Here is a 20284-nt window from a genome sequence, read left to right as displayed (position 1 = left end):
TCATGAATACTCCCGCGCCAACCCCCGTCAACGCCTCCAGCCCCATCGACCAGAGCCTGCTCTATCCGTCGCCGTACAAAGAGTTCTGGCACGCCTTCTCGCGCAACAAGGGCGCAGTGGCCGGCCTGCTGTTCATGTGCCTGATCGTCTTCTGTGCGTTGTTCGCGCCCTGGGTCGCGCCGCACAACCCCAGCGAGCAATACCGCGAATTCCTGCTGACGCCGCCGGTGTGGCTCGAAGGCGGCAACTGGCAGTTCATCCTCGGCACCGACGAACTCGGCCGCGACTTGCTGTCGCGGCTGATCCAGGGCTCGCGGCTGTCGCTGCTGATCGGCCTGTCGTCGGTGGTCATTTCGCTGATCCCGGGGATCATCCTCGGCCTGCTCGCGGGCTTCTTTCCGAAGGCCCTCGGCGCCTCGATCATGCGCCTGATGGACGTGATGCTGGCCCTGCCATCACTGCTGCTGGCGGTGGCGATCGTCGCCATCCTCGGCCCTGGCCTGGTCAACACGGTGATCGCCATCGCCATCGTCTCGCTGCCGTCCTATGTGCGCCTGACCCGCGCCGCGGTGATGGGCGAACTGAACCGCGATTACGTCACCGCCGCGCGCCTGGCCGGCGCCAGCCTGCCACGCCTGATGTTCATCACGGTTCTGCCCAACTGCATGGCGCCGCTGATCGTACAGGCCACCCTGAGTTTTTCCTCGGCGATCCTCGATGCCGCCGCCCTCGGTTTCCTCGGCCTCGGCGTACAACCGCCAACCCCCGAGTGGGGCACGATGCTGGCCTCGGCCCGCGACTACATCGAACGCGCCTGGTGGGTGGTGAGCCTGCCGGGACTGACCATTTTGCTCAGCGTGCTGGCAATCAACCTGATGGGCGACGGACTGCGCGATGCGCTGGACCCGAAACTCAAGAATGCCGCCTGAGGAGAAGCCCATGTCACTTCTGCAAATCCGCAATCTCAACGTGCGCTTCGGTGACGCCGGCGCCGTGCCAGTGGTCGACGGTCTTGACCTGAGCGTGGCCAAGGGCGAAGTCCTGGCCATCGTCGGCGAGTCCGGCTCGGGCAAGTCGGTGACCATGATGGCGTTGATGGGCCTGATCGACGCCCCCGGGCGGATCAGCGCCGACGCCCTCACCTTCGACGGCCACGACATGCTCACGCTCAGCGGCCGGCAACGGCGCAAGGTCGTGGGCAAGGACATGGCGATGGTCTTCCAGGACCCGATGACCGCCCTCAACCCCAGCTACACCGTGGGCTTCCAGATCGAGGAAGTGCTGCGCCAGCACCTCGGACTGCGCGGCAAGGCGGCGCGCCAGCGGGCGCTGGAGTTGCTGAAGAAAGTCGAGATCCCGGCTCCGGAAAGCCGTCTCGATGCTTATCCGCACCAACTCTCCGGCGGCATGAGCCAGCGCGTGGCGATCGCCATGGCGATTGCCGGCGAACCCAAGCTGCTGATCGCCGACGAACCCACCACCGCCCTCGACGTGACCATCCAGGCGCAGATCATGGAACTGCTGCTGAACCTGCAGAAAGAGCAGGACATGGCGCTGATCCTGATCACCCACGACCTCGCCGTGGTCGCCGAAACCGCCCGCCGGGTCTGCGTGATGTACGCCGGGCAAGCGGTGGAAATCGGCCAGGTGCCGGAGCTGTTCGAAGTGCCCGCCCACCCTTACAGCGAAGCACTGCTGAAGGCGATTCCCGAACACAGCCTCGGCGCCGAGCGCCTGGCCACCCTGCCCGGCATCGTCCCCGGCCGGTATGACCGGCCCAGTGGTTGCCTGCTGTCGCCGCGCTGCCCGTATGTGCGCGACAACTGCCGTCAGCAACGCCCCGACCTCGATCCCCAGGCCCACAGCCTGGCCCGCTGCTTCTACCCGCTGAACCAGGAGGTAGCGTGATGAGCGAAGTCGTCCTCACCGCCCGTGACCTCACCCGTCACTACGAAGTCTCCCGTGGCCTGTTCAAGGGCTACGCCACGGTCCGTGCGCTGAATGGCGTGTCGTTCGAACTGGAAGCCGGCAAGACCCTGGCCGTGGTCGGCGAGTCCGGCTGCGGCAAATCCACCCTGGCCCGCGCCCTGACGCTGATCGAAGAGCCGTCTTCCGGCTCGCTGAAAATCGCCGGCCAGGAAGTCACCGGCGCCGGCAAGCGCGAGCGCAAGCAGTTGCGGCGCGACGTGCAGATGGTGTTCCAGAGCCCCTATGCCTCGCTCAACCCGCGGCAGAAGATCGGCGATCAATTGGCCGAGCCGCTATTGATCAACACCACGCTGTCGCGCACCGAACGGCGCGAGAAAGTGCAGGCGATGATGCAGCAGGTGGGCCTGCGCCCCGAGCATTACCAGCGTTACCCGCACATGTTCTCCGGCGGCCAGCGCCAGCGCATCGCCTTGGCGCGGGCGATGATGCTGCAACCGAAAGTGCTGGTGGCGGACGAACCGACCTCGGCGCTGGACGTATCGATCCAGGCCCAGGTGCTGAACCTGTTCATGGACCTGCAAAAGGAATTCAACACCGCCTACGTGTTCATCTCGCACAACCTCGCGGTGGTGCGGCACGTGGCCGATCAGGTGCTGGTGATGTACCTCGGCCGGCCGGCGGAAATGGGGCCGAAAGCGGACATCTACGAAAAGCCGCTGCACCCCTACACCCAAGCCTTGTTGTCAGCGACGCCGACGATTCATCCGGACCCGTTGAAGCCGAAGATCAAGATTGCCGGTGAGTTGCCCAACCCGCTGAATCCGCCGGATGGCTGTGCGTTCCATAAACGCTGCCCGTATGCCACCGAGCGTTGTGGGCGGGAAGTGCCGGCGTTCCGCCAGGTGGGGACGCGGCAGGTGGCGTGTCATTACGCGGAGCAGTTTCTTTAAAGCCCAATCGCGAGCAAGCTCGCTCCTACAGGATTCGTTCGGCGTCATCCTGACGCTAAACCTACCTGTAGGAGCGAGCTTGCTCGCGAAGCACTCTCAAATAATCAGTGCATGAACAGCGCAATCAGAATGATCACCGGAATCGGCACACCCAACATCCACAGCAGTAATGAACGCATGATTGTTCTCCTTCTAGTTCATTTCAATTAACGAATCGGGGCAGCAGGGTTGTGCGCTACATGCCGGTCGGCATAGCCCACGGTGTCACTTTCGAGCCAGCGCGCATGATCACGCTGACGACCGCCGAACAGTGCCGCGAAACTGGCGAAGAACGCGCCACACAGCAGGGCAACAAAGGTCCACAGCGCCGTCCATGCCGCTACCTTGGCCGCGGTGTCAGCCGCTTGTTTAGCCTCGACTTTCGCCTGTTGCACCTGACCGACCACCTGATCCACCCGCGCCTCGGCTTCCGCCTGGGTCAGGCGAGTGCGTTGCGCCACCAGTTGTGCCAGGTAGGCATGGTCTTCCGGCGCCAGGGCGCGGTCTTGGGTTACGGTGCGGGCCAGAATGCGCGCAGCCACGCCATTGGCGGCATCGTCGCTTACCGGCGCGGGGCCTTCGCCACGGAACAGGCTGTCAACGAAGTAGCCCATCGACGCATCGCTGTTGGCTGCCGCGACGGCACCCGCCTGAACACCGGCACCGGCCATGCTGCCGACCGTGCCGACGACCAGCACGGCCGCTACCAGCGTGGCGACTGCCCACGACAGGAAGCCATGCGCGGTGTCGCGGAAGTACACCTCATCGCCATGCAGGTTGGCCCATTTCACCCGCAGCCGACCGGCGAGGTAGCCACCCAGGCCGGACGCGAGGATCTGGGTCAACAGCAACCAGATGATGGTCGAAATCCCCAGCGCCTTGGCACTGGCCCCTTCGCTGGCCCAGGGCGAGGTCGCGGCGAAGCCAAGCCCGGCGCCCAAGACCACCAGAATCAGTGACAAGGCCGCCGCCGCCGCAGCGCCAGCGAATATGGCCGCCCAGGACACACCCGAGCGATTCGGGCCTGCATCGAGCGTGGGTGAGTAATCGTTAGTCGTGATCATGTGCGCCTCTCCGGTGAGCGAAATGTCCCTACGCTCAACAACGGTGCACCCGGCATGCCAAATGTTTCAAATGATGAACCCCAATGAATCCGGGGGTTTGCCGGCAGGTGGGCGTCTTAGGACCGTGCAAAATGCCGGATTGGCGAAGCGGTGGTGGGTTTTATGCAAGATGTTTCCGTTTCACCGCCACGGATCGACCATGAGTCCCCGGGACTTGCACAACACTCAGCCCCCTCGGCACTATTTCCGCCATGACCCAGACCTTCCCCGACGGCCCCGCCCAAACCCCGCTCACCGCCGACACCGTGCTGCGCTATCACCTGTGCTGGAAGCACCGTGACCTGGACGGGGTAATGGCGCTCTACCACCCGGATGTCGAGTACCACGACTTCTTCCAGAACCGCGCGCTCGGCTACCGGGAACTACGCGACTACGTGCGCGCCTGCCTGCCCCATGAGGCCGGCGAAGACATCGTTCACAGCGACCGCATCCGCGTCGATGGCTGCACCGCCTTCATCCAGTACCAGGTGACGGTGCAGGGCGGCGAGGGCCTGGTTGCGTTCCAGTCCAGCGAAGCCATCACCGTCAGGGACGGGCTGATCTGGCGGGTCAACGAATACGCCACCCTGGTGCGCCGGGACGCCACACGCGCCAGCCGCGCCGGCCCGCGCCCCGCCACCAGTCGCCTGGGCCTGTCGCCACGGCAGTTGAGCACCATGGCCCAGGACCTCGAGCACTACTTCCAGCGCCAGCGCCCCTATCTCGACCCCGAACTGGACCTGCAACGCGTCGCCAAAGAGAGCGGCTACAGCCGCAACCAGATTTCCTACCTGCTCAACCAGGTCCTCGGCCAGAGCTTCTACCGCTACGTCAACCAGGCCCGCCTGCACCACCTGCTGGCCGGCCTGGGCGAAGCCAGCGCCAGCGCGCCCGTCGACGAACTGGCTTTCGATGCCGGCTTCAATTCGCTGTCGGCGTTCTACAAGTGCTTCCGCGAGCACACCGGGCTGTCGCCCAAGGCCTATGTGAAGCAGATTTCCCTGCGTGCACGCACGTAAGACAGCACGTCCCGCCCGCCACTAGGATCGGCCCCACACCCTGATGATGTGGAGCGGAACCCGATGCAACCCTGGCGCACGATCAGCCTCTGGATGGACCAGCTCGAAGAGCCGCTCTGCGCGCGCCCGGCCCTGCGCCAGGACCTCGACCTCGACGTCTGCATCATCGGCGCTGGCTACACCGGCCTGTGGACCGCCTACTACCTCAAGCAGCAAGCCCCGCACCTGAACATCGCCATCATCGAAGCCAATATCGCCGGCTTCGGCGCCTCCGGGCGCAACGGTGGCTGGCTGATGGGCAACCTGCTCGGCGAAGACCGCCTGCTCGCCACACTCTCGCCGCAACAACGGCGCGACAGCATCGACCTGCTCCACGGCATCCCCGATGAAGTGCACAGCGTGTTGCAGCGCGAAGCCATCGATTGCGACTACCGCAAAGGCGGCGTCCTCTACTGCGCCGCCCGCTACCCGGAACAGGAACGCAGCCTGCGGGCCTGGCTCGACGACCTGTACCGCCAGGGCATGCGCGAAGACGACTACCGCTGGCTGCGCCCCGAAGAACTGGAAGGGCAACTGCGGGTCAGCAACGCCTACGGCGCGATCTTCAGCCCGCACACCGCCACCATTCAGCCGGCGAAACTCGTTCGCGGCCTGGCCCGCGCCGTCGAAAACCTCGGCGTGACGATCTACGAAAACACCCCGGCCATCGACTGGAACCCCGGCCAGGTACGCACGCCACTGGCGTCGATCCGCTGCCAGTGGGCGGTGCCGGCGGTGGAAGGCTACGCGGCTAGCCTGCCGCCGCTGGGCAAGCATCAACTGCCAGTGCAAAGCCTGCTGGTGGCGACCGAGCCGCTGCCCGAATCCGCCTGGGAACAGATCGGCCTTGCCCAAGGCCAGGCGTTCAGCGAAAGCAGCCGCCAGGTCACCTACGGCCAGCGCACCCGCGATGACCGCCTGGTGTTCGGCGCCCGCGGCGGCTACCGCTTCGGCGGTCGCCTGCGTGAAGACTTCAGCCTGACCCACAACGAAATCGAACTGCGCCGCTACTTGTTCGGCGAGCTGTTCCCGCACCTGAAGAACACTCGCATCACCCATTCCTGGGGCGGCAACCTGGGCATGGCGCGGCGCTTCCGCCCGCACATGCTCTGCGACCGCCAGCGCGGCATCGCCCTGGCCGGCGGCTACGGCGGCGAAGGGGTGGGCGCCACCAACCTCGGCGGGCGCACCCTCGCCGCGCTGATCCTCGACCAGCACAACGCACTCACCGCGCAGCCATGGGTCCACGACAACCGTCCGCTGTCGAGCCTCGCCAGCTGGCCGCCGGAACCCTGCCGCTGGCTGGGCTACAACGCGATCATCCAGAGTTTCGTGTTCGAGGACCGCACCCTCGCCAGCCCCGCCAGCCCGCCGTGGCGCCGGCGCCTGGCCGGTGGCCTGGCCGATCTCATGCAAGGCTTCATGCACTGACTTTTCACCACAGAGGTTCACCGGCCATGAGCATCACCCAGTTCAAACACACCGAGACTGTCCCGCTGGACAGTTCCAACCCGGTCGCCGTGCCCCTCGGCGAGCCCGTCGCGGTGACCTCGGTCACCTGCGTCGAACGCAGCGACGGCGTCGAAACCGGCATCTGGGAGTGCACGCCGGGGCGCTGGCGGCGGCAGATCGTGCAACAGGAGTTCTGCCACTTCGTCAAAGGCCGCTGCACCTTCACCCCCGACGGCGGCGAGCCGCTGTCCATAGAAGCCGGAGACGCACTGATGCTACCGGCCAACAGCACCGGCATCTGGGATATCCAGGAGACCGTGCGCAAAACCTACGTACTGATTTTTTGATCTTTTGATCCGCTGATCGCCTGCCTTCGATAACAACAGACAAAGCAAGGTAACCCGGACATGCGCACCCTTCTTCTCGCACCTCTTCTTCTCGCCCCCCTGATGCTGACCGCCGGCGTGGCCAACGCCGCCGACTCGGTGAAAATCTACAACTGGTCCAGCTACATCGCGCCCGACACGTTGAAGAACTTCCAGCAGGCCAGCGGCATCGTGCCCACCTACGACGTCTTCGACAGCAACGAAACCCTCGACGGCAAACTGATGACCGGCAACTCCGGTTACGACGTGGTCTTCCCGTCCAACCACTTCATGGCCCGGCAGATCCAGGGCAAGGCCCTGAAGAAGCTGGACAAGAGCCAACTGCCCAACTGGCAGAACCTCAACCCAGTGCTGATGAAGGCGCTGGAAGTGAACGACCCCGGCAACCAGTACGGCTTCCCCTACCTGTGGGGCAGCACCGGCATCGGCTACAACATCGACAAGGTCAAGGCGGTGCTCGGCGACAACGCGCCGGTGGATTCGTGGGACCTTATCTTCAAGCCCGAGTACATCAGCAAGCTGAAAAGCTGCGGTGTCGCGGTGCTGGATAACGGCCCCGAACTGCTGCCGATCGCCCTGCACTACCTCGGCCTGCCGCACCACAGCCAGGACCCGGCGGACTACGAGAAAGCCAAGGCGTTGCTGATGAAGGTGCGGCCGTACATCAGCTACTTCCACTCATCGAAGTACACCGGCGACCTGGCCAATGGCGACGTGTGCGTAGTGGTGGGCTTCTCCGGCGACGTCCTGCAAGCGAAGAACCGGGCGCTGGAAGCAAAGAATGGCGTGAAGGTGGGCTATTCGATTCCCAAGGAAGGCGCGCCGATGTGGTTCGACATGGTGGGCATGCCGGCGGACGCGCCTGACGAAAAAGCCGGTTACGCCTACATGAACTACCTGCTGCAGCCGGACGTGATGGCCAACATCAGCAACTTCGTGCAGTACGCCAACGGCAACCTCAAGGCGGACGGATTGGTAGACCCGCAGCTCAAGGCCAACAACATGATTTATCCGAGCGAAGACATGATGGGCAAGCTGTATGCCCTGGAGGCGATGCCGGCGAAGATCGACCGGATCAGGACGCGGATCTGGACTGGCATAAAGGCAGGTAACTGACCTTCGGCCAGGTGCAAGCTACAAGCTGCAAGCCTCAAGAAAAAGCGGGCCAGTGCATGGACCGCTTCTTCTTGTAGCTTGCAGCTTCAAGCTTGCCGCTGAATCAATGGTGCTCGCGGGTCGCGCGGAATTTCACGTCCGGCCAGCGCTCTTCCATCAGCGCCAGGTTGACCCGGGTCGGCGCCAGGTAGGTCAGGTGACCGCCGCCGTCCACCGCCAGGTTTTCCACGGCCTTGACCTTGAATTCTTCGAGCTTCTTCTTGTCATCGCAGGCGATCCAGCGAGCCGACCAGACGGTGATCGGCTCGTAAGCGCATTCGACCTTGTATTCCTCTTTCAGGCGGCTGGCGACCACATCGAACTGCAGCACACCCACGGCGCCGAGGATGATGTCGTTGCTGCGCTCCGGGAAGAACACCTGGGTCGCGCCCTCTTCGGCCAACTGTTGCAGGCCCTGACGCAGTTGCTTGGATTTCAGCGGGTCCTTCAAGCGCACGCGGCGGAACAGTTCCGGGGCGAAGTGCGGGATACCGGTGAAGCCCAGGCTCTCGCCTTCGGTGAAGGTGTCGCCGATCTGAATGGTGCCGTGGTTGTGCAAACCGATGATGTCGCCCGCGAAGGCTTCTTCCAGTTGCTCACGCTCGGAGGAGAAGAAGGTCAGCGCATCGCCGATGCGCACGTCCTTGCCGGTGCGCACGTGGCGCATCTTCATGCCTTTCTCGTACTTGCCCGAGCAAATGCGCATGAAGGCGATACGGTCGCGGTGCTTCGGGTCCATGTTCGCCTGGATCTTGAACACGAAACCGGAGAACTTCTCTTCCACCGGCTCCACGGTGCGTTCGTGGGCAACGCGGGCCAGCGGGCGCGGCGCCCAGTCGACAACGGCGTCGAGCACGTGGTCGACACCGAAGTTGCCCAGCGCGGTACCAAAGAACACCGGAGTCAGTTGGCCGTTGATGAACTCTTCCTGATTGAATTCATGGCAGGCGCCCTGCACCAGTTCCAGTTGCTCGATGAAGCGATCGTACTCGTCGCCCAGGTGTGCGCGTGCTTCGTCGGAATCGAGCTTCTCGATGATCTTCACCTCGGTACGCTCGTGGCCGTGGCCCGGGGTGTAAACGATGATGTAGTCATCGGCGAGGTGATAGACGCCTTTGAAATCCTTGTAGCAACCGATCGGCCAGGTGATCGGCGCGGCCTTGATCTTCAGGACCGCCTCGATCTCGTCGAGCAGCTCGATCGGGTCGCGGATATCGCGGTCGAGTTTGTTGATGAAGCTGACGATCGGCGTATCGCGCAGGCGGCAGACATCCATCAGGGCGATGGTCCGCGGCTCGACGCCTTTACCGCCGTCGAGCACCATCAGCGCCGAGTCCACGGCGGTCAGGGTGCGGTAGGTATCTTCCGAGAAGTCTTCGTGGCCCGGGGTGTCGAGCAGGTTGATCATGTGCTCGCGATAGGGGAACTGCATCACCGACGTGGTGATGGAGATACCACGTTGCTTCTCCATTTCCATCCAGTCGGAAGTGGCATGGCGGTCGGACTTGCGCGACTTCACCGTACCGGCGACAGCGATCGCCTTGCCCATCAGCAGGAGCTTCTCGGTGATGGTGGTCTTACCGGCGTCGGGGTGGGAAATGATTGCGAAAGTGCGGCGCTTCGCGACTTCGGCGGCCTGGTTGGTCATGGGAAATCGCCTGACTGGGGATTGAAAAAAGGGGCGGTATCATACCTGAAGTCGGGCGGGGACCAAAATCTGGTCCCCTGATAGGGTGCAGCATCTATTCGGCGTTCGGCGGGCTATCACTGAAACCCTGCAGTTTTACCGGGCCACGGCCGGGCATGCAGGCAACCAGCTCCAGCGTTCCTCCCAATGCCTCGACATAACCGCGCAAGGTCGAAATCAGCATGTCACTGCGTTTCTCAACCTTGGACACATTGGCCTGTCCCATCTCCATTCGCTCGGCAAGGCTTTCCTGCGTCACTTCCAACTGTCGGCGCAACGCCTGCAGGGTCAGCTCTTCGCGGACCAGTTCACGGGTTTTTTCCTCCACCCAGGCCCTGCGCTCAGGAGAAAAACTGTCCATCAAATCATCGAGCGTCATTGTCATTTCCCGGCACCTCCTGCCAGATACCTGTCGAATCGCTCATCCGCGCAAGCGATCAAGCGCTTATAAAACCGTTGCTGATCGACACCCGCCTTGTCTCCGGCGATCAAAACTACCGCGCAGCGAGAGGGATCAAATGCAAACACCACGCGCCAAACGCATCCGTTGGCAGAAAACCTCAGCTCTTTCAGGTTCTGATGGCGAGAACCTTTCAAGGTGTCCACCCTGGGACGGCCCAACAAGGGGCCAATCTCTCTCAGCAGTCCCAAATGCAGCGCTAACTGCTCTTTGAATAGCTGATCGAACTGCATGACCTCCCCAGCGAACTCCGAACAGAAATTGATCGACCACGGCATAAAATACCTTCAACGGAATATTCCCTCAAGCGACTATTCGCAAGAAGTTCGAAGGTAATGCTGCCTCTCGCGACTAACGGCCCAACAGCAGGTAATTCAACGCCTCAACGCCTGAATCACGCTGCTTTCTCGTGCGAAATTTCGCACACCTCAGGGATCAACACTGGCCAAATGCCGCCTCAGATGGGAACCTTTAAAGCAATGGAGGCGTCCATTCCCCTGCAATGACCGTTGGTCGGGGTGGGTTTCACCGGCAACACAAGCCTGACGGGGCTTCGCTCATGGCGCGCATTTTTGCCCGCCGCTTTTCGCGCACAGACTGCCCGTCGCCTGGAATGGCGACACACGACGGCGTCTGCGCGCCGACTATAAAAAGGAGTCCGCCTATGGCTGTACGCTATGGCAAGGGGCTGATGGGATGGGCCGCCGCGCTCGTCATCCTGGCCCTGCTGATCCACTGGATCGGCATCGATACGATCGCGCACTACCGCGCCGATCTCTGGTTCTACCTGCAGGCGCACCTGATGCTGGTGTTGCTGTCGATGGTGGCGGCGCTGGCCGTGGGTATCCCCGCCGGCATTGCCCTGAGTCGACCACACCGGGTCGACCGCGCCGAACGCTTCATGCAGATCTTCAACATTGGCAACACCGTTCCGCCCCTCGCCGTTCTCGCCATTGCCCTGAGTATCCTCGGCATCGGCGCCGGCCCCGCGATCTTCGCGCTGTTCCTCGCCTCGTTGCTGCCCATCGTGCGCAACACCTACGAAGGCCTGAAAAACGTTCCCGCCTCGCTCAAGGAAGCCGCCACCGGCATCGGTATGACCCCGCGTCAGTCGCTGTGGAAGGTCGAGCTGCCGAATGCCGTGCCGATCATCGTCGGCGGTGTGCGGGTGGCCCTGGCGATCAACGTCGGCACCGCACCGCTGTCGTTCCTGATCGGCGCCAACAGCCTGGGCAGCCTGATCTTCCCCGGCATCGCCCTGAACAATCAGCCGCAATTGCTACTCGGCGCGGCCTGTACCGCGGCCCTGGCACTGCTGCTCGACGCGCTGGTCAGCCAGTGCAGCCGCCGCTGGCTGGAACGCGGCCTGACTCACTGACCGAGGGACCCCGATGAAAAGAATCGCCTTGCTGCTGGGCGCGGTCCTGCTGTTCGCAGGATTTGCCCAGGCCGCCGAAAAACCCCTGATCCGCATCGGCGCGCGGGTCTTCACCGAGCAGACCGTGCTCGCCGAACTCACCGCCCGCTACCTGCGCCAGCACGGCTTCGACGTGCGCATCACCGGCGGGCTGGGCAGCAACCTGGCGCGCAGCGCCCAGGAAAGCGGCCAACTGGACATGGTCTGGGAATACACCGGCGTGTCGCTGGTGTCCTACAACCACATCGACGAACGCATGCCGAACGCCGAGGCCACCTACGCCCGGGTCAAGGAACTGGACGCGAAGAAGGGCCTGATCTGGCTCGCACCGTCGCGCTTCAGCAACACCTACGCCCTGGCCCTGCCGCGCAACATTGCCGAGCAATACCCGCAGGTGAACAGCATCAGCCAGTTGAACCAGGTGCTGCGCGATGAACCGAAGCAGACCCACGTGCTGGCGCTCGACACCGAGTTCGCCAACCGTCCCGATGGCCTCGCCGGCCTGACCGAAACCTACGACCTGCAATTCACCCGCAAGGACATCCGCCAGATGGATGCCGGCCTGGTCTACACCGCCCTGCGCAACGGCCAGGTGTTCACCGGCCTGGTCTACACCACCGACGGTCGCCTGAGCGCCTTCGACCTCAAGCTGCTGGAAGACGATCGCCACTACTTCCCCGACTACACCGCCGCGCCCGTGGTGCGCAAAGAACTGCTCGACGCGCACCCGCAACTGGCCGAACTGCTCAAGCCGCTGGCGGAACAACTGGACGACGAGACCATGCGCCAGCTCAACGCCAAGGTCGATGTCGAGCACCAGAGCCCGGGCAAGGTCGCTGACGAGTTCCTCAGCCAGCATCCACTGCAAGGAGGTGCGCAATGAGCCTGCTGGATACCTTCACTCACCTGGACTGGGCGCAAGTGCTGCAACTGACCGGCCAGCACATCACCCTCGTGGGCATCGCCGTCACCCTCGCGATTGTCGTGGGCGTGCCGCTGGGCATTCTGATGACCCGCTTCCCGAGCCTCGCCGGCCCGCTGCAAGCCAGCGCCACGGTGCTGCTGACCGTGCCGTCGATCGCCCTGTTCGGCCTGCTGCTGCCGTTCTACTCGAAGTTCGGCCAGGGCCTCGGCCCGCTGCCGGCGATCACCGCGGTGTTCCTTTATTCACTGCTGCCGATCATGCGCAACACCTACCTGGCCCTGACCAGCGTCGAGCCGGGCATCCGTGAAGCCGCCCGCGGCATCGGCATGACCTTCGGCCAGCGCTTGCGCATGGTCGAACTGCCGATCGCGGTGCCGGTGATCCTCGCCGGCGTGCGTACCGCCGTGGTGATGAACATCGGCGTCATGACCATCGCCGCGACCATCGGCGCCGGTGGCCTTGGCGTACTTATCCTGACCTCCATCAGCCGCAGCGACATGTCGATGCTGCTGGTCGGCGCCGTGCTGGTGAGCCTCCTGGCCATCGCCGCCGACCTGCTGCTGCAAGCCCTGCAACGCTCGCTGACTCCAGAAGGACTGCTCAAATGATCGAACTCCAGAACCTCTCGAAAACCTTCCAAAGCAACGGCAAGGAGGTCAAGGCGGTCGACTCGGTCAGCCTGACCGTCAACGAAGGCGAGATCTGCGTCTTCCTCGGCCCTTCCGGTTGCGGCAAGAGCACCACGCTGAAAATGATCAACCGCCTGATCGAGCCCACCTCGGGCAAGGTGCTGATCAACGGCGAAGACACCACCGGCCTCGACGAAGTGACCCTGCGCCGGCGCATCGGCTACGTGATCCAGCAGATCGGTCTGTTCCCCAACATGACCATCGAAGAGAACATCACCGTGGTCCCGCGCCTGCTCGGCTGGGACAAGCAGAAATGCCACGACCGCGCCCGCGAACTGATGAGCATGATCCGCCTGGAGCCCAAGCAGTATTTGCAGCGCTACCCGCGCGAGCTGTCCGGCGGCCAGCAACAGCGCATCGGCGTGATCCGCGCGCTGGCGGCCGAGGCACCGCTGCTGCTGATGGACGAGCCGTTCGGCGCGGTCGACCCGATCAACCGCGAGATGATCCAGAACGAATTCTTCGAGATGCAGCGGGCGCTGAACAAGACCGTGATCATGGTCAGCCACGACATCGACGAAGCGATCAAGCTGGGTGACAAGATCGCGATCTTCCGCGCCGGCAAGCTGGTGCAACTGGACCACCCGGACACCCTGCTGGCGCACCCGGCGGACGAGTTCGTCAGCAACTTCGTCGGCCAGGACAGCACCCTCAAGCGCCTGCTGCTGGTGCGCGCCGAAGACGCGGCGGACAACGCCCCGTCGGCCAGCCCGGAGATGGTGGTCGCCGATGCGCTGGAACTGATGGATGAGCATGACCGCAAGTACGTGGTGGTCACCGACCAGGACAACCGTGCGCTGGGTTATGTGCGCCGGCGTGACCTGCATCGCCAGCAGGGCACCTGCGCCGACTTCCTGCGCCCGTTCAACGCCACGGCGGCGCATGACGAGCATTTGCGCATCCTGTTGTCGCGGATGTACGAGTTCAACCGGGCCTGGCTGCCGGTGCTGGATGCCGATCAGGTGTTTTTGGGGGAAGTGACCCAGGAATCGATTGCGGCGTACCTGAGTTCGGGGCGGTCGCGGGGTGGCAAGACCAGCATTGTGTCGCCGGCTGAAGCGGCGGTTTAACGCTTGAGCGCCTCATCGCTGGCAAGGCAGCGCCCACCGCTACTGTGTGGGAGTTGGCTCGCCAGCGATGAGGCCCTCTAGGACAACCGAAAAATCAGAACCCTACACTGGCCTGCACATAGAACGTGCGCGGCTCACCCAGGTAGATGCCTGAGTTGTTGTCGCTGGACCGGGTGTAGTACTGCTTGTCGAAGATGTTTTTCACCCCCGCCCCCAGTTTCAGGTTCGACAGTTCCTTGCCGAAGTCATACCCACCTCGCGCGCTCCAGGTCACGTAACCCGGAATGTTGCCGTACTGACCATCGGCGCTCGGCTCGGTGATGTAGTTGCCGTTGAAGCTGCCGTCGGCGTTCATGCCGGTGCCCGGTGCGCGCTGTTTCGATTGGGCGAAGGCGTCCAGGTTCCAGGTCCAGCGGTCCACCTGGTAACGCAGGCCGGCATTGACCACCTGACGCGAGTAGAACGGCAGGTCACGGCCCTTGAAGCCGGGAATCTCGCCTTCATAAGTGGCGCGGGTGTAGGTGAACCCGGCATTGGCGCTCAGGCCATCCAGCCGTGGATCGAGCCCCGACAGATCGTAGTGCATCGACGCCTCGATCCCCTGGTGCTTGGTGGCGCCGAGGTTGGTCCAGCCGATGTCGTTGCTGATGTATTGCAGCTCGTCGTCGAAGTCGATGTAGAACGCCGTCAGCTCACCGCCCCAGTCGCCATTGTCATAGCGGGTGCCGATCTCGTAGGTCTTGGCCTTTTCCGCTTCCAGGCCGTTGGCGGTCTGGTCGCCGTTGCCGCCCTGGCCGAGCTGGAAGTACTGCAGGCTGCCGAACGAGGTTTCGTAGTTGGCGAACAGCTTCCAGGCATCGGACAGGTGATACATCACGCTCAGCGCCGGCAACGGTTCGTTGCTGGTCACGCTGCGGCTCTTGGCCTGCACCGGCACGCCGTTGGTGCCACGCACCGCGCGGTCGTTCCAGTCGGTATTGATGTGCTCGAAGCGCACGCCCGGAGTGATGGTCCAGTTGCCGATATCGATCTTGTCGTCGATGTAGTAAGCGCTGGCCTCGGTGCCGCCGGTGCGGTCCTGGAACACGTGGCCGTCGGAGGTCGGCGTCACGGTCGGGACGTTGTTGATCAGCGCCAGGCGGCTGGACTGCTCGTGCATGGCTTCTTTCAGGTAGCGATAGCCGACGCTGACTTCCTGGGTGGCCGGGCCGCTGAAGAAGATCCGCGAAACCCGTGGCTCGACCGCGAAGGTGCGGTAGCTGCGCGGGTAGGAACTGAGGGTTTTCTGATCGCGGGCGGCGATGGTGCTGCCGCGGAAGCTATCGGTGTAGTAGGTCAGCACTTCGAACTGGGTGACGTCGTCGATCTGCCGCAGGTACTTGAGCGAGACGTCTTTGCGCCGGCCGCTGAAGTTGTCGTAGTCGCGGTCGGACTGGTACGGGTCGGCGTCGAACTGGGCCTGGGTCAGGCCGCCAGGCATGTCGGCCTTGCCGTCGTAGTAGTGGAAGTTCAGCGACAGTTCGTCCTGATCGGTCAGGGCCCAGTGGGTCTTGAGCAGCACGTCGTCGATATCGTTGGCGTTGTTGCTGCTGCGGTAGCCATTGCCGTTGACCCCGGAATACAGCAGCGCCGCGCCCAGGCCGTTGTCGGCGGTGCCGCCGATGAACGCCGACTCGATGTGCTTCCAGCCGCCATGGCGGGAGGTTTCCAGGGTGGTGCCGATTTCGCCGGTGGCCTTCTCGGGAATCGCGCGGGTCACGAAGTTGATCACCCCGCCGACGTTCTGCGGCCCGTAGCGCACGGAACCGGCGCCGCGCACCACGTCGATGCTGTCGAGGTTGCCGGAGGAAATCGGCGCCATCGACAGTTGCGGTTGGCCATAGGGCGCGAACGCCGCCGGAATGCCGTCGATCAGCACCGTGGAGCGTGGCGACAGGCGCGAGGTCAGGCCACGCACGCCGACGTTGAGCGACAGGTCGCTGCCGCCGGTGCCGTTGGAGTCCTGCACTTGTACGCCGGGGATGCCCTTGAGCACGTCACGCACGTTCATCGCGCCCTGCTCGACCATCGCTTCGCGGCGCACCACGGTGCGCGCGCCGGGATGATTCTGCACCACGGTTTCCTGCGCATCGCCGAGCCAGTCGCCGACCATGGTGATGTCGGTGGGCGCCAGTTCCAGCTTACCGTTGGCGGCCTGGCTGTCGCCCTGTGCCGGATGCAGCACCACGGTGCCCTGGGAAATCTCGTAGGTCAGCCCGCTGCCTTGCAGCAAAGCTTGCAATGCCTGCTCCGGCGACAGATTGCCGGACACCGCCGGGGCCTGCTTGCCAGCGACCAGCGCGGGGCTGAAGAACAACTGCAGCGACGTCTGCTGGCCCAACTGGTTCAGCGCCGTGGCCAGCGACTGGGCCTGGATCTGGATGCTGGTGGGCGTCGAATCGGCGTAGCTGTTGCCGATACCGGCACTGACCGCCAACGCCAGGGCCAGAGGCAACCAGCGCGAACGGCTGGCGGAACGCGGAGAAAGCTTGTGGTTGTTCACGTCTTCGAGAAGTCCTGAGGGAGGATCGGGATCGACCGCCGTTGCGAATGGAAATGCTTGGCAGTTACAAGTCGGGCAGGAAGACGAACAACTCGGAAAATACCTGAATCTATTTTGAAATTATTTCGTGAGAGCCGTCGGCATGGGCCACCACGGCGACCGGCAGGATGCTCGGCAAAGCCCGCAGCAGAGCGTCCGTGTCGTCAAGGCGGAAGGTGCTGCTCAGGCGCAAAGCGGCGACTTTCGGCGCCACGGTCAGTGGCTGATCGCGGTAACGCGAAACCTCTTCGGCCACCTGCGCCAGCGACGCATCGGTGAACACCAGCTTGCCGGACCGCCAGGCAGTGAGCGCCGCGGCATCCACCTTATAAGGCGCGGCCACCGCGCCAGCGGCATCGATATGCGCGCCGAGCCCGGCGCTGAGCAGCGCCTTCGACTCGCCCTGGCCCTGCACCCGCACCGAGCCCTGCTCTACCGCGACGCGGGTTTGCCCGGGATCGCGGCGCACATCGAAGCGGGTCCCGGTGACAGTCACCGTGCCATGGCCGGCATCGACCACAAAGGGCCGGCTGCTGTCGTGGGCGACGCTGAACATCACCTCGCCCTGTTCCAGGCGAATGTCGCGCTGCCCGGCGCTGAAGCGCACGTCCAGGCGGGTGCGACCGTTGATCTCCAGGTGCGAGCCGTCCGGCAGTTCTACCTGGCGGCGCTCACCGAGACCGGTCTGCAAGTGTTCGTGGTAGTTGAGAGTGTGCTGCTGCCAACCGAACCAGCCGAGACCCACCGCCGCCGCCAGCACACTGGCGGCCAGCGCCTGCTGGACGAAACGCCGCCGCGGCAAGGTGCTGACCCGATCTTCGACACACAGCGCTTCGAGGCGCGCACGCGGCAACAGGTCAGCCGCCTGCCAGAGCTGGCCGAGCTGGTCGTATTCGTCGCGGTGAAGGGGATCCTGCGCCAGCCAGGCGTCGAAACAGGCCTGCTGCTCAGGGGGCAGCGGCGCGTCCTGGACGCGGGCGAACCATTCGGCCGCCTGCTCGCGGGCGGCCTCTTGTGGGCTGTGGCCCTGATTCATGAATACATTCGCCTGACTCATCTCTTCGACACATCCAAGTGCTCGCGCAGATGGCGAAGCGTGCGGATCATATACTTTTCGACCATGTTCTTGGTCAATCCCATGCGCTCGGCGATCTCCGCCTGGGTCAGCCCTTCGAGCTTCTGCCAGACGAAGACCTTGCGGCAGTTCAGCGGCAACTCCGCCAGGGCGCGCTCGACGCTGTCGGCCAGTTGCAGCGCATTCATATACGCCTCCGGGTCGTCCGTCAGCAGCGGGGTCAGGTCCAGAGCCTGCTGTTCGAGGGATTGGCGGCGGTCCTCGCGACGGTAACCGTCCACCGCGATATTGCGCGCCGTCTGGTGCAGATAGGCGCGCGGCTGCGCCACTGCATCCTGTTCGCTTTCCAGCACCCGCACAAATGCATCGTGCGCGAGGTCCTCGGCTTGCTGGCGACTGCGCAACTTGCGCGTCCAGGTGCCGATCAGCTCGTGGTAGTGGTCGAGGAAGCCTTTGTTTCGAGACACGATAGGAAGGTCGTCGTCAGGCAGTTGGAAAGGTGCGCGAATAGTAATGTTTCTTATTAAGCCCGGCAAATCCTGTGTAAGGGCTTCCGACCAAGCGCTTTTTGTCGGTGATTCAGGAATTTTTTTTGTCGGAAATACCCACGGTTCAGGTGGCCATAAATATGAACAGTGCGGCGCTGAATAAACACGATCGAAGCGACACGACAAACGGTCGTTTTTCCATTTAAAGCTGATTTCGAAGCGAAACTCGCCGATCGAAACGCCAGATGACGAAGTTACCGAGAAGTCAGCAAATCGCCACCTATTCCACAATTTTTTACGCAAGGACGATCCAGCGGAACATCTGGCTGTCACCTGAGTCGGTTATGAAGGAAACAAGTCGATAACGAGCGGCTGATCAGTACGAAAACGCGACATTTTTTGTTGATCTTGAACCCCTCAGGTCCTAAAGTTCGCGCCGAACGTCCATGCTGGAAACGATCCATCCGGCTCAAGTACTGACGACGAGACAGCAAGGTCACCCGCAGCAGCTTTCAATCGCGCGGATGACCTTTTTGCTTTCGGCGACATGCCTTGGGAAGTAGGCGAACCAAAGTGGGGATACGGAGGGCGTTCAGTTTGCAGCCACTTATTTTTTCAGTTTGCCCATGGAGTCCCCAAGCATGTCGATTCAAGTCGAAGACTACTTCGCGCGCGAAACCTTCCAGAAAATGAAGGCATTCGCCGACAAGCAAGAAACCCCGTTCGTACTCATCGACACCCAGATGATCAGCCAGGCCTACGACGACCTGCGCGCGGGCTTCGAGTTCGCCAAGGTCTACTACGCGGTCAAGGCCAACCCGGCGGTCGAAATCATCGACCTGCTGAAAGAGAAAGGTTCGAGCTTCGACATCGCCTCGATCTACGAACTGGACAAAGTGATGGACCGCGGCGTCAGCGCCGACCGTATCAGCTACGGCAACACCATCAAGAAATCCAAGGACATCCGCTACTTCTACGAGAAGGGCGTGCGTCTGTATGCCACCGACTCCGAAGCCGACCTGCGCAACATCGCCAAGGCCGCGCCGGGCTCGAAAGTCTACGTGCGTATCCTCACCGAAGGCTCCACCACCGCCGACTGGCCGCTGTCGCGCAAATTCGGCTGCCAGACCGACATGGCCATGGACCTGCTGATCCTCGCCCGTGACCTGGGCCTAGTGCCTTACGGCGTGTCGTTCCACGTCGGTTCGCAGCAGCGCGACATCAGCGTCTGGGACGCGGCGATCGCCAAGGTCAAAGTGATCTTCGAGCGCCTGAAAGAAGAAGACGGCATCGAACTGAAACTGATCAACATGGGTGGCGGCTTCCCGGCCAACTACATCACCCGGACCAACAGCCTGGAAACCTACGCCGAGGAAATCATCCGCTTCCTCAAGGAAGACTTCGGCGACGACCTGCCGGAAATCATTCTGGAGCCGGGCCGCTCGCTGATCGCCAACGCAGGCATCCTGGTCAGTGAAGTGGTGCTGGTTGCGCGTAAATCGCGTACCGCCGTCGAGCGTTGGGTCTACACCGACGTGGGCAAATTCTCCGGCCTGATCGAAACCATGGACGAGTCCATCAAGTTCCCGATCTGGACCGAGAAGAAAGGCGAGATGGAAGAAGTGGTCATCGCCGGCCCGACCTGCGACAGCGCCGACATCATGTACGAGCACTACAAGTACGGCCTGCCGCTGAACCTGGCGATCGGTGACCGTCTGTACTGGCTGTCGACCGGTGCCTACACCACCAGCTACAGCGCCGTCGAATTCAACGGCTTCCCGCCGCTGAAAGCGTTCTACCTGTAATGCAAAAAGGGGGCT

19 protein-coding genes are annotated in these 20284 nt (G+C 63.1%); 12 read left to right on the top strand and 7 right to left on the bottom strand.

The window, feature by feature from the left end; all coding sequences use genetic code 11:
• Window positions 1–2: 2 nt before the first annotated feature.
• Genes NTD88_RS27905 through NTD88_RS27895 form a run of 3 tightly spaced genes read left to right on the top strand, consistent with a single transcriptional unit; the run spans window position 3 to window position 2879 of the window.
• Window positions 3–929, top strand: a complete 927-nt coding sequence (locus tag NTD88_RS27905) for an ABC transporter permease subunit (protein WP_110968075.1) — start codon at window positions 3–5, stop codon at window positions 927–929.
• Between the two features lie 10 nt (window positions 930–939).
• Complete coding sequence (locus tag NTD88_RS27900) at window positions 940–1908, top strand: ABC transporter ATP-binding protein (protein WP_262153719.1); 969 nt, start codon at window positions 940–942, stop codon at window positions 1906–1908.
• Entirely contained in the window at window positions 1908–2879 is a 972-nt protein-coding gene (locus NTD88_RS27895) for a peptide ABC transporter ATP-binding protein (RefSeq protein WP_262128662.1), read from the top strand. The genes NTD88_RS27900 and NTD88_RS27895 overlap by 1 nt, the downstream gene beginning before the upstream one ends.
• Before the next feature lie 206 nt (window positions 2880–3085).
• Here the strand turns inward: NTD88_RS27895 and NTD88_RS27890 are convergent, their stop codons facing one another.
• On the bottom strand, window positions 3086–3982 hold the full coding sequence (locus NTD88_RS27890) for a hypothetical protein (RefSeq protein WP_262153718.1): 897 nt from the start codon (window positions 3980–3982) through the stop codon (window positions 3086–3088).
• Between the two features lie 251 nt (window positions 3983–4233).
• Between NTD88_RS27890 and NTD88_RS27885 the strand changes: the two genes are divergently transcribed.
• The 4 genes from NTD88_RS27885 to NTD88_RS27870 all read left to right on the top strand — a co-directional run bounded on the left by NTD88_RS27885 (window position 4234) and on the right by NTD88_RS27870 (window position 8033).
• Complete coding sequence (locus tag NTD88_RS27885) at window positions 4234–5040, top strand: AraC family transcriptional regulator (protein ID WP_262153717.1); 807 nt, start codon at window positions 4234–4236, stop codon at window positions 5038–5040.
• Window positions 5041–5103: 63 nt separating this feature from the next.
• Window positions 5104–6510, top strand: a complete 1407-nt coding sequence (locus NTD88_RS27880; RefSeq protein ID WP_262128660.1) for an NAD(P)/FAD-dependent oxidoreductase — start codon at window positions 5104–5106, stop codon at window positions 6508–6510.
• Window positions 6511–6536: 26 nt separating this feature from the next.
• Window positions 6537–6878 (top strand): cupin domain-containing protein, encoded by a 342-nt coding sequence (locus tag NTD88_RS27875; RefSeq protein ID WP_262128659.1) that lies wholly within the window; start codon window positions 6537–6539, stop codon window positions 6876–6878.
• 60 nt (window positions 6879–6938) lie between these two features.
• Entirely contained in the window at window positions 6939–8033 is a 1095-nt protein-coding gene (locus NTD88_RS27870; RefSeq protein ID WP_262153716.1) for a polyamine ABC transporter substrate-binding protein, read from the top strand.
• A gap of 103 nt (window positions 8034–8136) precedes the next feature.
• Here the strand turns inward: NTD88_RS27870 and NTD88_RS27865 are convergent, their stop codons facing one another.
• The 3 genes from NTD88_RS27865 to NTD88_RS27855 all read right to left on the bottom strand — a co-directional run bounded on the left by NTD88_RS27865 (window position 8137) and on the right by NTD88_RS27855 (window position 10452).
• Window positions 8137–9720, bottom strand: a complete 1584-nt coding sequence (locus NTD88_RS27865; protein WP_262153715.1) for a peptide chain release factor 3 — start codon at window positions 9718–9720, stop codon at window positions 8137–8139.
• Window positions 9721–9814: 94 nt separating this feature from the next.
• The gene (locus tag NTD88_RS27860; RefSeq protein WP_262153713.1) at window positions 9815–10138 is read right to left on the bottom strand and encodes a helix-turn-helix domain-containing protein; all 324 of its coding nucleotides are present in this window, start codon (window positions 10136–10138) and stop codon (window positions 9815–9817) included.
• A gap of 2 nt (window positions 10139–10140) precedes the next feature.
• Window positions 10141–10452 carry a type II toxin-antitoxin system RelE/ParE family toxin gene (locus tag NTD88_RS27855; RefSeq protein ID WP_262128656.1) on the bottom strand — a complete coding sequence of 104 codons (312 nt, stop codon included), beginning with the start codon at window positions 10450–10452 and terminating at the stop codon, window positions 10141–10143.
• 431 nt (window positions 10453–10883) lie between these two features.
• Between NTD88_RS27855 and NTD88_RS27850 the strand changes: the two genes are divergently transcribed.
• Genes NTD88_RS27850 through NTD88_RS27835 form a run of 4 tightly spaced genes read left to right on the top strand, consistent with a single transcriptional unit; the run spans window position 10884 to window position 14320 of the window.
• Window positions 10884–11597: an ABC transporter permease gene (locus NTD88_RS27850; RefSeq protein WP_095159564.1), complete on the top strand. Its 714-nt coding sequence runs from the start codon at window positions 10884–10886 to the stop codon at window positions 11595–11597.
• Window positions 11598–11610: 13 nt separating this feature from the next.
• Window positions 11611–12519 carry a glycine betaine ABC transporter substrate-binding protein gene (locus NTD88_RS27845; protein ID WP_262153712.1) on the top strand — a complete coding sequence of 303 codons (909 nt, stop codon included), beginning with the start codon at window positions 11611–11613 and terminating at the stop codon, window positions 12517–12519.
• A complete protein-coding gene (locus NTD88_RS27840; protein WP_262128653.1) occupies window positions 12516–13169 on the top strand; it encodes an ABC transporter permease in 654 nt (217 codons plus the stop codon). The genes NTD88_RS27845 and NTD88_RS27840 overlap by 4 nt, the downstream gene beginning before the upstream one ends.
• On the top strand, window positions 13166–14320 hold the full coding sequence (locus NTD88_RS27835; protein WP_262153711.1) for a betaine/proline/choline family ABC transporter ATP-binding protein: 1155 nt from the start codon (window positions 13166–13168) through the stop codon (window positions 14318–14320). Before NTD88_RS27840 ends, NTD88_RS27835 begins: the two co-directional genes overlap by 4 nt.
• Before the next feature lie 94 nt (window positions 14321–14414).
• Here the strand turns inward: NTD88_RS27835 and NTD88_RS27830 are convergent, their stop codons facing one another.
• The 3 genes from NTD88_RS27830 to NTD88_RS27820 all read right to left on the bottom strand — a co-directional run bounded on the left by NTD88_RS27830 (window position 14415) and on the right by NTD88_RS27820 (window position 18443).
• Complete coding sequence (locus NTD88_RS27830; protein WP_262153710.1) at window positions 14415–16862, bottom strand: TonB-dependent siderophore receptor; 2448 nt, start codon at window positions 16860–16862, stop codon at window positions 14415–14417.
• 109 nt (window positions 16863–16971) lie between these two features.
• Window positions 16972–17958 (bottom strand): FecR family protein, encoded by a 987-nt coding sequence (locus tag NTD88_RS27825; RefSeq protein ID WP_410017315.1) that lies wholly within the window; start codon window positions 17956–17958, stop codon window positions 16972–16974.
• Window positions 17955–18443: a sigma-70 family RNA polymerase sigma factor gene (locus tag NTD88_RS27820; RefSeq protein ID WP_262153764.1), complete on the bottom strand. Its 489-nt coding sequence runs from the start codon at window positions 18441–18443 to the stop codon at window positions 17955–17957. Before NTD88_RS27820 ends, NTD88_RS27825 begins: the two co-directional genes overlap by 4 nt.
• 662 nt (window positions 18444–19105) lie before the next feature.
• On the opposite strand from NTD88_RS27820, the gene NTD88_RS27815 reads away from it, so the two are divergent.
• On the top strand, window positions 19106–20269 hold the full coding sequence (locus NTD88_RS27815; protein WP_095159557.1) for a type III PLP-dependent enzyme: 1164 nt from the start codon (window positions 19106–19108) through the stop codon (window positions 20267–20269).
• The last annotated feature ends 15 nt before the right edge of the window (window positions 20270–20284 follow it).

This window comes from Pseudomonas sp. 20P_3.2_Bac5, from assembly GCF_025466035.1.
Classification (GTDB): domain Bacteria; phylum Pseudomonadota; class Gammaproteobacteria; order Pseudomonadales; family Pseudomonadaceae; genus Aquipseudomonas.
This window is presented reverse-complemented; position numbering and strand designations above follow the sequence as displayed.

Coding starts and splice junctions, on each gene's coding strand:
- NTD88_RS27840 (WP_262128653.1), top strand. CDS start 12,516: ATGAGCCTGCTGGATACCTTCACTCACCTGGACTGGGCGCAAGTGCTG.
- NTD88_RS27875 (WP_262128659.1), top strand. CDS start 6,537: ATGAGCATCACCCAGTTCAAACACACCGAGACTGTCCCGCTGGACAGT.
- NTD88_RS27905 (WP_110968075.1), top strand. CDS start 3: ATGAATACTCCCGCGCCAACCCCCGTCAACGCCTCCAGCCCCATCGAC.
- NTD88_RS27900 (WP_262153719.1), top strand. CDS start 940: ATGTCACTTCTGCAAATCCGCAATCTCAACGTGCGCTTCGGTGACGCC.
- NTD88_RS27870 (WP_262153716.1), top strand. CDS start 6,939: ATGCGCACCCTTCTTCTCGCACCTCTTCTTCTCGCCCCCCTGATGCTG.
- NTD88_RS27850 (WP_095159564.1), top strand. CDS start 10,884: ATGGCTGTACGCTATGGCAAGGGGCTGATGGGATGGGCCGCCGCGCTC.
- NTD88_RS27845 (WP_262153712.1), top strand. CDS start 11,611: ATGAAAAGAATCGCCTTGCTGCTGGGCGCGGTCCTGCTGTTCGCAGGA.
- NTD88_RS27880 (WP_262128660.1), top strand. CDS start 5,104: ATGCAACCCTGGCGCACGATCAGCCTCTGGATGGACCAGCTCGAAGAG.
- NTD88_RS27865 (WP_262153715.1), bottom strand. CDS start 9,720: ATGACCAACCAGGCCGCCGAAGTCGCGAAGCGCCGCACTTTCGCAATC.
- NTD88_RS27860 (WP_262153713.1), bottom strand. CDS start 10,138: ATGACGCTCGATGATTTGATGGACAGTTTTTCTCCTGAGCGCAGGGCC.
- NTD88_RS27815 (WP_095159557.1), top strand. CDS start 19,106: ATGTCGATTCAAGTCGAAGACTACTTCGCGCGCGAAACCTTCCAGAAA.
- NTD88_RS27835 (WP_262153711.1), top strand. CDS start 13,166: ATGATCGAACTCCAGAACCTCTCGAAAACCTTCCAAAGCAACGGCAAG.
- NTD88_RS27895 (WP_262128662.1), top strand. CDS start 1,908: ATGAGCGAAGTCGTCCTCACCGCCCGTGACCTCACCCGTCACTACGAA.
- NTD88_RS27885 (WP_262153717.1), top strand. CDS start 4,234: ATGACCCAGACCTTCCCCGACGGCCCCGCCCAAACCCCGCTCACCGCC.
- NTD88_RS27890 (WP_262153718.1), bottom strand. CDS start 3,982: ATGATCACGACTAACGATTACTCACCCACGCTCGATGCAGGCCCGAAT.
- NTD88_RS27855 (WP_262128656.1), bottom strand. CDS start 10,452: ATGCAGTTCGATCAGCTATTCAAAGAGCAGTTAGCGCTGCATTTGGGA.
- NTD88_RS27825 (WP_410017315.1), bottom strand. CDS start 17,958: ATGAGTCAGGCGAATGTATTCATGAATCAGGGCCACAGCCCACAAGAG.